This is a genomic window from Enterococcus sulfureus ATCC 49903, from assembly GCF_000407605.1.
Lineage (GTDB): Bacteria > Bacillota > Bacilli > Lactobacillales > Enterococcaceae > Enterococcus_G > Enterococcus_G sulfureus.
In genome coordinates this window covers 590,017-604,570 of sequence record NZ_ASWO01000005.1, presented here as the reverse complement: position 1 = coordinate 604,570, position 14,554 = coordinate 590,017, and the positions used below count along the sequence as shown (strand labels likewise).

General features: G+C 38.4%; 13 protein-coding genes. All 13 read left to right on the top strand.

Translation table 11 applies throughout. The features are described 5' to 3' along the window. Positions 1-15: 15 nt before the first annotated feature. The 13 genes from I573_RS08945 to hslU all read left to right on the top strand — a co-directional run bounded on the left by I573_RS08945 (position 16) and on the right by hslU (position 14,540). Positions 16-1,443, top strand: a complete 1,428-nt coding sequence (locus tag I573_RS08945) for a S41 family peptidase (RefSeq protein ID WP_016185335.1) — start codon at positions 16-18, stop codon at positions 1,441-1,443. A gap of 12 nt (positions 1,444-1,455) precedes the next feature. Further along, positions 1,456-2,004, top strand: a complete 549-nt coding sequence (lepB, locus tag I573_RS08940) for a signal peptidase I (RefSeq protein ID WP_016185336.1) — start codon at positions 1,456-1,458, stop codon at positions 2,002-2,004. Positions 2,005-2,029: 25 nt separating this feature from the next. Then, on the top strand, positions 2,030-2,896 hold the full coding sequence (gene ylqF, locus I573_RS08935) for a ribosome biogenesis GTPase YlqF (RefSeq protein ID WP_016185337.1): 867 nt from the start codon (positions 2,030-2,032) through the stop codon (positions 2,894-2,896). After that, entirely contained in the window at positions 2,880-3,644 is a 765-nt protein-coding gene (locus I573_RS08930) for a ribonuclease HII (protein WP_016185338.1), read from the top strand. The genes ylqF and I573_RS08930 overlap by 17 nt, the downstream gene beginning before the upstream one ends. A gap of 54 nt (positions 3,645-3,698) precedes the next feature. Next, complete coding sequence (gene dprA, locus I573_RS08925; protein ID WP_016185339.1) at positions 3,699-4,586, top strand: DNA-processing protein DprA; 888 nt, start codon at positions 3,699-3,701, stop codon at positions 4,584-4,586. Between the two features lie 133 nt (positions 4,587-4,719). Beyond that, entirely contained in the window at positions 4,720-6,798 is a 2,079-nt protein-coding gene (topA, locus tag I573_RS08920; RefSeq protein WP_016185340.1) for a type I DNA topoisomerase, read from the top strand. A 24-nt stretch (positions 6,799-6,822) separates the two neighbouring features. After that, positions 6,823-8,133, top strand: a complete 1,311-nt coding sequence (gene trmFO, locus I573_RS08915) for an FADH(2)-oxidizing methylenetetrahydrofolate--tRNA-(uracil(54)-C(5))-methyltransferase TrmFO (RefSeq protein ID WP_016185341.1) — start codon at positions 6,823-6,825, stop codon at positions 8,131-8,133. Between the two features lie 100 nt (positions 8,134-8,233). Beyond that, the gene (locus I573_RS08910) at positions 8,234-8,632 is read left to right on the top strand and encodes a hypothetical protein (RefSeq protein ID WP_016185342.1); all 399 of its coding nucleotides are present in this window, start codon (positions 8,234-8,236) and stop codon (positions 8,630-8,632) included. A gap of 2 nt (positions 8,633-8,634) precedes the next feature. Next, the gene (locus I573_RS08905) at positions 8,635-10,053 is read left to right on the top strand and encodes a flotillin family protein (RefSeq protein ID WP_016185343.1); all 1,419 of its coding nucleotides are present in this window, start codon (positions 8,635-8,637) and stop codon (positions 10,051-10,053) included. A 159-nt stretch (positions 10,054-10,212) separates the two neighbouring features. Further along, the gene (locus I573_RS08900) at positions 10,213-11,463 is read left to right on the top strand and encodes an aminoacyltransferase (protein WP_016185344.1); all 1,251 of its coding nucleotides are present in this window, start codon (positions 10,213-10,215) and stop codon (positions 11,461-11,463) included. A 214-nt stretch (positions 11,464-11,677) separates the two neighbouring features. After that, entirely contained in the window at positions 11,678-12,577 is a 900-nt protein-coding gene (xerC, locus tag I573_RS08895; protein ID WP_016185345.1) for a tyrosine recombinase XerC, read from the top strand. Positions 12,578-12,592: 15 nt separating this feature from the next. Next, the gene (gene hslV / locus I573_RS08890; RefSeq protein WP_016185346.1) at positions 12,593-13,135 is read left to right on the top strand and encodes an ATP-dependent protease subunit HslV; all 543 of its coding nucleotides are present in this window, start codon (positions 12,593-12,595) and stop codon (positions 13,133-13,135) included. A 1-nt stretch (position 13,136) separates the two neighbouring features. Continuing rightward, positions 13,137-14,540: an ATP-dependent protease ATPase subunit HslU gene (gene hslU / locus I573_RS08885; protein ID WP_016185347.1), complete on the top strand. Its 1,404-nt coding sequence runs from the start codon at positions 13,137-13,139 to the stop codon at positions 14,538-14,540. Positions 14,541-14,554 lie beyond the last annotated feature (14 nt).

Sequence of the window (14,554 nt, the reverse complement as noted above, 5' to 3'; positions counted from 1 at the left end):
GTCGGAGGCTATTATATGAAGCAAGAAAAACCTATATCAAAAAAACTCTTTTTTAGTTCCCTTGCGATCACAGCGATTGTAGCAGGTGGTGTCGTATTTGGAGTGGATCATCTACAATCCAATACCATTATGCCTTCACAAGTAGCCAGCACAGATGAATTAGCAAAGGTCCATGCCTTATATGATGTGTTGGAAAAAAATTATTATAAAAAAGTCGATACCGATAAATTAGTTGATGGGGCGTTAAAAGGAATGACAGAAGCCCTAGATGACCCATATACGACTTATTTAGAAAAACCTGAAGCAACAGAACTCAACGAATCTTTGTCTGATAGTTTTGAAGGGATCGGTGCGACCTTAACGCTAGTCGATGGTATCCCACAGATCGCGCAAGCACCAATTAAAGATACACCAGCTGAAAAAGCTGGATTAAAAGCTGGTGATCAAATACTAGCTGTGGATGGGAAAGAGACGACTGGAAAAAGTTTGACCGAAATCGTGAATCAAGTTCGGGGTGAAAAAGGAACAAATGTGACCTTAACACTTAAGCGTAATGAGGAAACCTTTAAAGTGACGTTAACTAGAGATAAAATTCCATTGTATTCGGTCACGTCAAGTATAGATAAAGAACAGCCTAATGTCGGAAAAATTGAAATCACCACCTTTGCGGAAAAAACAGCAACAGAATTAAAAGAAGCCGTCGAATCTTTACGCAAACAAGGCGCAACTGCTTTTGTCATCGATTTGCGTCAAAATCCTGGAGGCCTATTAGATCAAGTAAGCAATATGGCGAGTATGTTCTTAAAAGATGGTCAAACGATTGTCCAATTAGAAGATCGTGATGGAAATCTTCAAAAAACCGTTGCCTCTAAAGAATTAGACGGTGGATTTAAAGTAACCGAGCCGACAGTTGTATTAGTCGATGGCGGGAGTGCTTCTGCTTCTGAAATTTTTGCAGGTGCGGTCAATGAATCGGCGAATATTCCATTAGTTGGAACAAAAACTTTTGGAAAAGGCACTGTGCAGACCATTACCGAATATCAAGATGGCAGTGAAGTCAAATTGACAATTAAGAAGTGGCTTACACCGAAAAAAAATTGGATTCATGAAAAAGGAATCACGCCTACGATCGAAGTCGATTATCCAGCATTTGTTTATGCAACCCCATTACCGACCGATCAAGAACTATCGTTGGGCATTAGTTCAAGTGCTGTCAAAAGTTTGAATCTCTATCTGGCAGGATTAGGTTATGGAGAACTTTCTGGTGAGCAATTTACTGAAGAAACGAAAAAAGCTGTAGAAGACTTTCAAACAAAAGAAGGATTGCCGGTTACTGGAGTCGTAGATAGTGCAACAGTCAAAAAAATCCAAGAAGCTGCTGCAACGCAATTAAAAGAAAAAGATGCAATGTATACACGTGCATTGGAAGAACTCAAAAAGTAGGAGTGATGCGAAATGACGAGGCGACTCATTCTTGACTATTTTTGGTTAGCATGTAAATATAGCGTCGTCGTTACGTTCATTGCATTGATTGTTCGAGGCTTTATTTTCTTACCGATCCCTGTTGAGGGCAACTCGATGAATACGACATTAAAACAAAATGATTGGGTATTGGTTGAAAAATTTACGAAAATCAAACGGTTTGATGTTGTCGTCTTTCAATTATCTGACGGCAATACATATATCAAACGTGTGATTGGCTTGCCGGGTGAAACGGTTAGTTACAAAGACGACCAGCTGTATATCGATGGAAAAAAAGTAGCGGAACCTTATCTAACTGAAAATAAACAAAACGATCAAAATCAAAATTCATATACAAACGACTTTTCACTAGAAGAGTTGATGAATGTAGATAAATTAGGAAAAGATAGTTATTTTGTGATTGGAGACAATCGACGGGTATCCAAAGATAGCCGTTCGTTTGGTGCCATCAGCGAAGATCAAATTATCGGAAAAGCCTTTTTTGTCTATTATCCAATAAAAGATGTAAAATGGATCCAATAAGTGTAAAAGTGAGAGGAATAATGAAATGACAATCCAATGGTTTCCAGGTCATATGGCCAAAGCAAGACGAGAAGTAAGTGAAAAATTAAAATTTGTAGACATGGTATTCGAGTTGGTAGATGCACGCTTGCCTTTATCCTCTCGTAATCCAATGTTAGATCAAATTATCCAACAAAAACCACGGCTGATTTTATTGAATAAAGTAGATTTAGCGGACGAGTATCAAACCAAGCAATGGATCGCCTATTTTAAACAGCAGGGATTTTATGCTTTAGCTATTAATTCCAAAGAAAATTCAAGTGTAAAATTGATCATGGCTACAGCGAAAAAGGTATTAGCTGAAAAACGTCAACGGGATCAAGAACGTGGGATTCAGCCACGAGCGATCCGTGCAATGGTGATTGGGATTCCTAATGTTGGGAAATCGACGTTGATGAATCGATTGATTGGAAAAAAAATTGCTCAAACAGGCAATAAACCTGGGGTAACAAAAGGGCAACAATGGTTACGTGTGGCCAATGAACTAGAACTACTAGATACACCAGGGATTTTATGGCCAAAATTTGAAGACGAATTAATTGGCAAAAAATTAGCGCTAACGGGTGCGATTAAGGATCAATTGCTTCATTTAGATGATATTGCTTTATACGGAATTGATTTTTTTGTGCGTCATTACCCTACGCGTTTGGCGAAACGTTATAAATTAGCAGAAGAAATGGAGCAATTGCCTGCTGCAGAATTGCTGATGGAAATTACGAAAAAATTAGGATTTCGTGACGATTATGAACGCGCCAGTGAACGCATTTTATTAGATATTCGTCAAGAACGTTTAGGACGTTTTACGCTCGATCGTGTCGATGAATTTGAGGATGACAATGATGGACTCGATTAAAGAAATCAAAGAGTATCTGTCAACGATCACGCAGCTTTCTGAAACTGAAATGACGACATTTCAGCAAGATTCTCGTAAAGGGGTGCAACAAGCCCTACGTCAATATGAAAAGCGTCAACAAAAACAAGCCGAACTCGCCATCAAATGTTTTGAAATGTCTGAATTTGAACGGCATGCTAGACAACAAGGTGCTCGATTAATTGCTGGAATCGATGAAGTCGGTCGTGGCCCACTAGCCGGTCCGGTTGTAGCAGCTGCGGTTATTTTACCAGAAAATCATGGTATTTTAGGACTAGATGATTCAAAAAAACTTAGTGAAAAAAAACGTCTCGCACTTTATGAAGAGATTTGTACGTGTGCTCTGGCTATTGGTGTTGGTGAAATTACAGCGAAAGTGATCGATGAGGTCAATATATATCAAGCGAGTAAACTTGCGATGTGTCAAGCAGTTGAAAATCTTACAGTAAAACCAGATCATTTATTGATCGATGCAATGTATCTAGATCTTCCGATTGCACAAGACAAGATTATCAAAGGCGATGCACGATCTGTATCGATTGCGGCAGCAAGTATTGTCGCTAAAACAATTCGCGATCAACAAATGGCAGAGTATGGGAAGCAATATCCTGAATTTGATTTTGAACATAATGCAGGATATGGAACTAAAAAGCATCTTGCGGCACTAGCGAGTACTGGAATTACACCGATTCATCGTAAAACCTTTGCACCGGTAAAACAATATTGTTAAATCGTTCCCTTTTTGCGTAAGTAGATATAAAGACTTACGGAAAGAGGGATTTTTTTGGAAAAATTTAAGAAATTAACATCTATCTCGCAACTATTATTGCGTTTGACATATTCTAAAGGAATTGGGATCGTTGGAAAATGGAAAATTTTGATGCATCTGATAGAAACAAACACTTCCCAATTGTCAGTAAGTGAATTAAGCCAAATTGCACAATTACACCGTACACGTATCGATTTTATGACTAGTTTTTCTGCATTGACTTCTGAAATAATGGAAGAGAAACTAAAAATGGAACAATTTATTACCTATTTCGATCCGATGTATCCTGAACAGTTGCGACAAATTTCTTCCCCGCCTCTAGTGTTATTTTATAGAGGGGATATTACGTTATTAGATGCTAAAAAGATTATTGGAATCGTAGGAGCGAGACAAGCGACTTCGTATGCCTATAAAGTGATTAGAACTTTTATTCCAGAGCTTATAAAAGAAGAGATTGTAACAATCAGTGGGTTAGCTAAAGGAGTCGATTGGTGTGCACATGATCAAACACTCCGCCATACTGGTAAGACGATTGGTGTGGTAGCTTGCGGGTTAGATTATTGTTATCCAAAAGAATCTATTTCGTTATTTAATGAGATGTGCCGTCATCATTTAGTCCTCAGTGAACACCCGATAGGCACCAAGCCAAAACGGCATCATTTTCCAATGCGAAATCGAGTGATCGCAGGTATTGCAGATGGGGTTTGCGTGGTCGAAGCCAAACAGCGTAGTGGTGCATTGATTACTGCACAACTTGCACTAGAGTATGGGCGGGATGTATTTGCTGTACCGGGCGATATTTTATCCGGGCAATCCCAAGGGTGTCACGAATTGATTTTAGATGGCGCGATTTGCACAACAAATGCCCAAAAAATAATCAATGAAACACAATTTTATCGCTAAAATGTGCAAAAAGGCATAAAAAAATTTCTTCGCTTCTTGACAAATAAATTTCTACTCGATATGATTAGCTACGATTTGTAACACAAAAAAGTAACTATTATATAGTAGAAACTTTTAGGAAGGAGCCATTTTTATGGCCTATAAATATTTAGTTATTGTAGAATCACCTGCAAAAGCAAAAACAATCGAGAAATACTTAGGAAGAAATTATAAAGTCGTGGCCAGTGTTGGTCATATTCGCGATCTGCCTAAAAGTAAGATGGGAATTGATGTCGAAAATCATTATGAACCACATTACATTTCGATTCGGGGAAAAGGCGATGTAATCAAAGAGCTACGTAAAGCGGCTAAAAAAGCTGAAAAAGTCTTCTTGGCTAGTGACCCGGATAGAGAAGGAGAAGCTATAGCGTGGCATCTTGCGTATTTATTAGGACTAGACTTAAATGATAAAAACCGCGTAGTATTCAATGAGATTACTAAAGAAGCTGTGAAAGCGGCTTTTAAAGAACCAAGAACGATTGATATCAATCGTGTGGATGCGCAACAAGCTAGACGGATATTAGATCGTTTGGTGGGCTACTCATTAAGTCCGATTCTATGGCGTAAAGTGAAAAAAGGATTAAGTGCCGGGCGTGTACAATCGGTTGCGTTAAAAATTATTATTGATCGTGAAAAAGAAATTCGTCAATTTAAACCAGAAGAGTATTGGACGATCGAGGGTAATTTTTTAAAAGCTCGGAAAAAATTTAAAGCTAATTTTTGGGGTGTCGCAGGCAAGAAACAAAAACTTCAGACACAAGAAGATGTTGAATCGATCACAAAACGGTTGACCAAACGTGAATTTGAAGTAAAAAAAGTTGAAAAAAATGAGCGGAAACGCAATCCAGCAGCGCCATTTACAACAAGTAGTATGCAACAAGAAGCCGCACGTAAATTGAATTTTAGAACACGTAAAACGATGATGGTCGCGCAGCAATTGTATGAAGGAATTTCTCTTGGTAAGCAAGGTACAGTTGGATTGATCACGTATATGCGTACAGATTCAAAACGAATTGCAGATTCTGCGAAAGCTGAAGTAACAGGATTTATTGAAGAAACTTATGGTGCAGAATTTGCTGCACATTCTACTAAGAAATTGGCCAACGCTCAAGGCTCTCAAGATGCCCATGAAGCGATTCGACCAACAAGCAGCTTACGTACACCACAATCGTTAGAAAAATATTTAGATAAAGATCAAATGAAATTATACAGTTTGATCTGGTCGCGTCTTGTTGCCAGTCAAATGAAACCAGCTATCTTAGATACGATGAAAGTTACGCTCGAACAAGATGAAGTAATGTTTATTGCCAATGGCTCTAAAGTGAAGTTCCAAGGCTTTATGAAGGTCTATGTAGAAGGGCGCGACGATGGAAAAGAAGATAAAGAAAACATCTTACCTGAACTTGCTGTCGGAGATATTGTAAAATCAGTCGATATCGAACCAAAACAACATTTTACTCAACCACCAGCACGTTTTAGTGAAGCGACGCTGATTCGTACGTTGGAAGAAAATGGTGTCGGACGTCCATCGACTTATGCGCCAACGCTCGAAACGATTCAACGACGCTACTATGTCAAATTAGCACAAAAACGCTTTGAACCAACAGAACTTGGTGAAATCGTGAATAATTTAGTAGAAGAATTCTTCCCGCAAATCGTGGATGTTCATTTTACAGCAGAGATGGAAGAAAATCTGGATCGTGTTGAAGAAGGCAAAGAAGAATGGGTCAATATTGTGGATCGTTTCTATCGTCCATTTGAAAAAGAGTTGACAGAAGCAGAAGAAAAAATCGAAAAAATTCAAATCAAAGATGAACCAGCAGGTTTTGATTGTGAACTATGCGGGCATCCGATGGTGATCAAACTAGGAAAATATGGTAAATTTTATGCATGTAGCAATTTCCCAGATTGTCGCAATACAAAACCGATCGTTAAAGAAATTGGCGTACCATGTCCAGTGTGTCATGAAGGGCAAGTAGTCGAACGTAAATCAAAGAAAAACCGTATTTTTTATGGATGTACCAATTATCCAACGTGTGAATTTACGTCGTGGGATAAACCAGTTGGACGCGATTGTCCAAAATGTACGCATTATCTTGTTGAAAAGAAAGTCAAAGGTGGGAAACAAGTCATTTGTCCAACTGGCGATTACGAAGAAGATGTGCAAAAATAATTTATTCAATAAAGGGGAAACGATATGAAAACAGTTAATGTTATCGGGGCAGGTTTAGCAGGAAGCGAGGCTGCTTGGCAAGTGGCAAAAGCAGGTGTACCGGTTCGTTTATATGAAATGCGCCCTAAAAAATCAACTGAGGCGCATCATACTGGAAATTTTGCTGAACTTGTTTGTTCAAATTCATTACGAGGAAATAATTTGACAAATGCAGTGGGGGTATTAAAAGAAGAAATGCGTCGTTTAGACTCTGTCATTATCACTTCTGCTGATCAAACTGCTGTACCTGCAGGAGGCGCGTTAGCTGTCGATCGCGATACGTTCTCAGAATTAATTACAAAACGAGTGAAAGAACATCCTCTTGTTACTGTGGTTGAAGAAGAAATCACAGAAATTCCAGAGGGGATTACGATTGTCGCAACAGGTCCGTTGACCTCGGCGCCACTAGCACAAGCCATTAAAGAATTTAATGGTTCAGATGGTTTTTATTTCTATGATGCAGCGGCACCGATCATTGATAAAAATACAATCGATATGGAGAAAGTGTATTTAAAATCACGCTATAATAAAGGCGAAGCGGCTTATCTGAATTGTCCAATGAACAAAGAGGAATTTGAAGCATTTCGTGAAGCATTAGTTACAGCTGAAGTGGCTCCATTAAAAGATTTTGAAGAAGAGAAATACTTTGAAGGATGTATGCCGATCGAAGTGATGGCAACACGTGGTCCTAAGACGATGTTATTTGGTCCAATGAAACCAGTTGGGCTAGAAGATCCTAAAACAGGGAAACGTCCCTATGCGGTTATCCAATTACGCCAAGATAACGCGGTTGCTTCTCTTTATAATATCGTAGGATTCCAAACGCATTTAAAATGGGGCGAACAAAAACGAGTATTCCAAATGATTCCAGGACTAGAAAATGCGGAAATCGTACGTTACGGTGTGATGCATCGCAATAGTTTTATGAATTCACCAGAATTATTGCACCAAACCTATCAATCACGTAAGCGCGATGATTTGTTTTTCGCAGGTCAAATGACCGGTGTTGAAGGATATGTTGAAAGTGCAGCAAGTGGATTAGTTGCAGGAATCAATGCAGCTAAAATGGCCAAACAAGAAGAATTGATCGTGTTTCCACAAGAAACCGCAATTGGCTCGATGGCGTATTATATCACGCACGCTTCGGGTAAACATTTCCAACCAATGAATGCTAATTTTGGGTTGTTCCCAGAACTTCCAGAACGTATTCGTGACAAAAAAACACGTTATGAAACTTTAGCAAACCGTGCTTTAGATGCGCTCGCAACAGTTGAAGGCGTACAAGTAACTGTCTAATAAAAAAAGAACTATCGCACCGAGCGATAGTTCTTTTTTTATGAAAATGATTGTAAGCGCTCGAAAATTAAGATATGATGAAAAGAGAAGAGGTGAACGCATGATAAATCAAAGTATACAAGCGATTCAAGAAGCACCACTTGTATTAAAAATTTTAATGTTGTTACTTGCTATTCTTCTAGCCTATCTTTTATTAAGTGTGTGTTTTGCACCAATGATGTATCTGTACAACAAAATTACAGATAGAAATCAATCGAACGTTGCGGAAGAACGTACCTATTATTTAGGTGAAGTTACACTTAAAATTCAAGGTAAAGGATATGGCGAAGTGTTAGACACTGAGCATCAAAGTTTATATCCAGCACGCTTATTTCAATTAGATGAACAACAAGCCGATGTGTTATATCCTGTTGGAACAAAGGTCTTGATTATTGAATTTGATCGAGAAGGCGTAGCGCGTGTCGCAAAAGCAAATTCATTTTTAGAAAGAGGGAATTGACTATGATTACAGATTTATTGATGAACCCAATTGTTTGGATTGTGATTGCTTTACTAGCTATCATCACCTTTTTAATGATTCGTTATCGTATTGGAAAACCAGATGAAGCGTTAATCGTAACAGGATCATTTTTGGGCAAAGATGGGATTAAAATTTTAAAAAATAGTGGAACGTTTGTCATTCCAATCGTTCAAAAAGCCCATACCCTTAGCTTATTAACACATAAATTAGAAATTGGGACACCTGAAGTGTATACTGAACAAGGTGTACCAATTAAAGCTAGTGCAACTGTATTGGTCAAAATCGGCAATAGCGTCGATTCGATTAAAACAGCGGCTGAACAATATCTTGGCAAATCGACAGAAGAATTAGAAGACGAAGCACGCGAAGTACTAGAAGGACACCTACGTGCCATTTTAGGAACGATGACCGTTGAAGCTATCTATAAAAACCGTGATGATTTTGCAGAACAAGTCCAACAAGTAGCATCTACAGATTTAAGAAAAATGGGACTAGAAATTGTATCCTTTACGATTAAAGATGTAAGTGATCCAAATGGATATTTAGATGCACTGGGTCGTCCCCAAATTGCTGAAGTGAAAAAGAATGCAGAAGTCGCAGAATCCAATGCGTTAAGAGAAACCCGGATTAAGCAAGCGAGTAATGAACAATTGGCTCAACAAGAAGAAATCCGTCGTCGTACGGAAATTGCCGAAGCCAATAAAGAAATGGCCTTAAAAGAAGCACAGTATAAACAAGAGCGTGAAGTTGCAGACGCAAAAGCTGAACAAATCGCAGTTGTTGAAAAAATGAAAGTCAACTTGATTGAACAAGAAAAAAATATTGAGATTCAAGGCAAACAAGCTGAATTAACGGAAAAAGAATTAAATGCGACACTACGTAAGCAAGCTGAAGCCGAAAAATATGTTGTGGAACAACGCGCCTTAGCCGAAAAAGCTAAAGAGATCGCTCATGCCGAAGCCGAAGCTGAGAAAGTTCGTCTAGCTGCTCAAGCTGAAGCTGAAAAAGTGACGAAACTCGGGGAAGCAGAAGCACAAAAAATTACTAAAGTAGGACAAGCGCAAGCACAAACACAAGAACAAATGGCAGTAGCGCTTCAAAAATTAAATGAAGCAGGTATTTTGGTCGAGTTTATTAAAGTCTTACCAGAAATTGCGAAAGAAGTGAATGCACCAATTAGCAATATCGATAAGATCGTAAGTTTTGGTCAAGGGGATGGGGTTCATGAGATGGGACAAGCTGGTCTTGCCCGCACATTTGAAACGATCAAAGAAACAACCGGTCTAGATTTGATCACCCTGATCAATGATTCGATGGCGACTACAAAAGGCAATCGCGAGTTAGTTGAAGCGGTGCAGTCTACGCAATCAAAATCAACTGAAGAAAAACCAGAAGTATAAGGTAAACTAGATCTAGTCGATTGCTAAATAGCAATCGACTTTTTTTGAAGATTTTAGTAAATGCTAAAAGCCTAACTTTTCAAATGAAAGAAAGAGTGATACACTAACAAACGATGAACTAAAATTGTGAAAAGAAAGTGAAAATTGGAGTTGTCCTATATGTATACTTTTACGAAGTTAACACCTGAAGAATTTCAAGCGCACCAGGCGCAATTTACACAAGCAAATTTTTTACAAACAAGTGAAATGAAAGCAGTACAAGAAAAAAACGGATGGCACGGCGAATTTGTCGGATTAAAAAATAGTCAAGGCGATGTCGTAGCTTCTTCATTATTGACGCATACAAAATTAGGTTTTGGTCAAATGTATCTGATCAATGGCGGCATGATGGTCGATCGACAAGATTCAACGTGTCTAGAGACCTTTTTAGCAGAATTGACAGCTTATACCAAAAAAAATCAAGGCTTGATCTTGACGATTGCACCGAACCAAGCGAAACGTTGGCTAACAGCGCAAGGCGAAGAATTAGAAAAAGTGCCGTTTGATGATGATGTGGTCTATCAAAAGCAAGGTTTTTCGATTGATCCAATTGATTCAGATGCGTATATTAGTTATGGAAAACCATTTTTCATTAAGGATCTTTCTTTGCTTACACCAGATACTTTGCGTGCTTCTTATACTAAATCAGCGCAGTATAGTGTGAAAAAAACGAAAGACTATGGCATTATTTTACGTGAGTTGTCCTATGAAGAATTACCTAAATTCAAAAAATTAACCGAAGAAACGAGTGAACGCCGAGGATTTTCAGATAAATCCTTAGCCTATTACCAAGCTTTCTTTCGTGAATTTGGACCAAAGGCAAAATTTGTCGTAGCAGAGATCAACTTTACAACCTATGCGGCAAATCTTGAAAAACGGGCAAATGAAATCCAACAAACCCTAGATGAAATCGAAGCATTTTTGGTTATCAATCCAAAAAGTCGTAAAAAGAACAATCAAAAACGCGAATTTGAAGATGAATTACGTACTGTACACGTACGTATGGAAGAAGCGACTCAATTTGCCAACGAAACGCCTGGAGATGTTATTTTGGCTGGAGCCTTGTTTGCCATAGAACCTACCGAAGTGGTGTATTTGTTTAGCGGAACTTATGAAAAATATAAAAAATTCTATGCTCCGTATTTGATTCAAGATTATATGATGCAAGAAGCCATCGCGCGCAAGATTCCACGTTATAATTTTTATGGCGTAGACGGTCTATACGACGGATCAGATGGCGTATTGAAATTTAAGGATTCGTTTAATGGACGAGTTGAAGAACGTTTTGGTGTATACACAAAAGTCGTTTCACCTGTAAAATACAAAAGTTATCAAGTAATCAAAAAACTTATCGGACTCGTTCGTAACTAAACGACGTGCAACTGAATCATTCAGTTGCACGTTTTTTGTTAAAAAAATATGAGAGAATTTTCTGCTAATATTCAGAATTGTAAAGGAATTTTGAACAATTTATTAAATTCTGACAATTCATTTGTTTTTTAAGAAAGACTGTGCTAAATTTTAATCAACCGTTTGAAATGTAAGTGTAACCAAACGTGATTTAGCAAAGGAATGAGGCTAGGACATGAGTCAAGATTGGTTTGCACAGTTTAGCCGTTATTTAACGGTTGAACGGGGCTATTCAGAAAAAACTAAAGCTGCATATACGGAAGATTTTGTACAATTCCAAGTATTTTTAAACGAAATTCATTTGTCAGACTATACGCAAGTGGAATATCGCGATGTTCGAATTTATTTGAGTAAATTATCTGAGCAAGGCTATAGTCGCAATAGTATTAGTCGTAAGATCGCAAGTTTACGCTCATTTTATCAGTACTTGTTGCGACAACAAGTAATTGCTGAAAATCCGTTTACGTACTTGCAACTCAAAAAGAAGACACCAAAATTGCCACGTTTCTTTTACGAAGACGAGATCCAAACGTTATTTGATAGCGTACAGGGAACAGAACCCTTAGATCAACGGAATTTAGCTTTATTAGAAGTCTTATACGGGTGTGGTTTACGGGTGAGTGAGTGTGCCTCATTACGTGTAGATGCGATCGATTATACAATGCAAGTGCTTAAAGTGATCGGAAAAGGAAACAAAGAACGAATCGTTCCGTTTAATGATCATGCCAAGCATGCGATGCAAACCTATGAAACACAAGGTCGCGCTTGGTTATGCGCACATTATCACGAAGAGCATACGCTATTTTTCGTGAATCATCGCGCAAAAGGTCTCACCACAGCAGGGATCGATTATATTTTGACACAACTATTAAAAAAGAGTCACCTCGATAGCGAGATCCATCCGCATAAGTTACGTCATACTTTTGCGACTCATTTATTAAATAACGGTGCAGATATGCGAACCGTGCAAGAATTATTAGGACATAGTAATCTATCTACAACACAAATCTATGCACATGTGACAAAAGAGACGTTACAACAAAATTATCGTCAATTCCATCCACGTGCCAAATAAAAGGAGTATCTATTTATGAAATCAGAATTTCATTCTACAACAATCTGTGCTGTCGAAAAAGATGGTAAATTTGCAATGGCTGGAGACGGCCAAGTCACTATGGGTGAACAAATCGTCATGAAAGGAACTGCCCGTAAAGTTCGTCGTATCTACAATAATCAAGTAGTCGTAGGCTTTGCTGGAAGTGTTGCCGATGCGTTTACACTAGAAGAAAAATTTGAAGGCAAACTAAATGAATACAATGGGAATTTACAACGTGCAGCAGTAGAACTTGCACAAGAATGGCGCACACAACAAGCGATGCAAAAATTAGAAGCGATGTTGATCGTCATGAATGAAAAAGAAATGTTACTTGTTTCTGGAACGGGCGAAGTGATTGCCCCTGATGATGGTATTTTAGCTATCGGATCAGGCGGAAATTACGCTTTGGCGGCTGCACGTGCGATGAAGGAATACGGTGGCGAATTAAATGCGACAGAGATTGCACGCAACGCCTTAAATATCGCAGCGGATATCTGCGTATTCACCAACCACAATATTATAGTAGAGGAATTTTAATATGATGAATCAAGCGAAATCACCAAAAGAAATTGTCAAAGATTTAGATGAGTATATTATTGGACAACACCAAGCAAAAAAATCAGTTGCTGTAGCTTTACGTAATCGCTACCGTCGTTTGCAATTAGATGAACAAATGCAACATGATGTGACACCAAAAAATATTTTAATGATCGGACCTACTGGGGTTGGGAAAACAGAAATCGCTCGTCGTTTGGCAAAAATCGTTTCTGCACCCTTTGTGAAAGTCGAAGCGACTAAATTTACCGAAGTGGGATACGTAGGACGCGACGTAGAATCGATGGTTCGTGACTTAGTAGAACATGCGATCCAATTAGTGAAAAAAGAACAATACGACAGCGTCTATGCACAAGCTTCTAAAAAAGCCAATCGCCGTTTAGTGAAAGCACTTGTTCCAGGAATTAAAAAAGAACAAAAACAAGCAAGTACAAATCCTTACGAGCAAATGATGAGTATGTTTAACGCAACGCAACAAACGGAAGAACCAAAAGAAGAATTGACAGATGAGATTCGTTCAAATCGTCAAGCGATCTTTGAACAGTTAGAACGTGGCGTGTTAGATGATCGTGAAGTGACCATTAAAATCGAAGAGCCAAAAGTTCAAGCGCCTGCGATGAACAATGGATTGGAACAAATGGGAATCGATTTAAATGAAACTCTAGGTGCGTTAAAGCCAAGCAAAAAAATTGAACGCACACTTAGCGTAAAAGAAGCTCGCGAATTGTTGATTCAAGAAGAATCGGCTAAACTAGTCAACGATGCGGATATTCATAGTGCAGCCATCAAATTAGCACAATCAAGCGGTATTATCTTTATTGATGAAATTGATAAAATCACATCAAAATCACAAAGCAATTCTGGTGAAGTGTCACGCGAAGGTGTCCAACGTGATATTCTGCCAATCGTGGAAGGATCGCAAGTCAACACGAAATATGGCGTCATCAATACAGACCATATCTTATTTGTTGCCTCAGGTGCGTTCCATTTGTCAAAACCAAGTGATTTGATTCCGGAATTACAAGGACGTTTCCCAATTCGTGTCGAATTAGATGATTTGACGACAGAAGACTTTGTTAAGATTTTGACAGAACCTAATAACGCTTTAATTAAGCAGTATGTAGCATTACTTGCAACAGAAGATGTTTCTGTAACCTTTACAATGGAAGCAATTGAACGCATTGCCCATATTGCGTATCAAGTCAATCAAGAAACAGATAATATCGGCGCTCGTCGTTTGCATACGATTTTAGAAAAACTATTAGAAGACTTATTATTTGAAGCTTCTGACATGCAAATGGCTGAGATTACAATCACAGAAGCCTATGTAAATGAAAAATTAAATGATATTGCACAAGATGAAGATCTAAGCCGCTATATTTTATAGGTGAGAGGGGAAAA

Bases quoted from the DNA above. Each gene is read 5' to 3' on its own strand.
- I573_RS08945 (WP_016185335.1), top strand. From the start codon at position 16: ATGAAGCAAGAAAAACCTATATCAAAAAAACTCTTTTTTAGTTCCCTT.
- lepB (WP_016185336.1), top strand. From the start codon at position 1,456: ATGACGAGGCGACTCATTCTTGACTATTTTTGGTTAGCATGTAAATAT.
- ylqF (WP_016185337.1), top strand. From the start codon at position 2,030: ATGACAATCCAATGGTTTCCAGGTCATATGGCCAAAGCAAGACGAGAA.
- I573_RS08930 (WP_016185338.1), top strand. From the start codon at position 2,880: ATGATGGACTCGATTAAAGAAATCAAAGAGTATCTGTCAACGATCACG.
- topA (WP_016185340.1), top strand. From the start codon at position 4,720: ATGGCCTATAAATATTTAGTTATTGTAGAATCACCTGCAAAAGCAAAA.
- trmFO (WP_016185341.1), top strand. From the start codon at position 6,823: ATGAAAACAGTTAATGTTATCGGGGCAGGTTTAGCAGGAAGCGAGGCT.
- I573_RS08910 (WP_016185342.1), top strand. From the start codon at position 8,234: ATGATAAATCAAAGTATACAAGCGATTCAAGAAGCACCACTTGTATTA.
- I573_RS08905 (WP_016185343.1), top strand. From the start codon at position 8,635: ATGATTACAGATTTATTGATGAACCCAATTGTTTGGATTGTGATTGCT.
- I573_RS08900 (WP_016185344.1), top strand. From the start codon at position 10,213: ATGTATACTTTTACGAAGTTAACACCTGAAGAATTTCAAGCGCACCAG.
- xerC (WP_016185345.1), top strand. From the start codon at position 11,678: ATGAGTCAAGATTGGTTTGCACAGTTTAGCCGTTATTTAACGGTTGAA.
- hslV (WP_016185346.1), top strand. From the start codon at position 12,593: ATGAAATCAGAATTTCATTCTACAACAATCTGTGCTGTCGAAAAAGAT.
- hslU (WP_016185347.1), top strand. From the start codon at position 13,137: ATGATGAATCAAGCGAAATCACCAAAAGAAATTGTCAAAGATTTAGAT.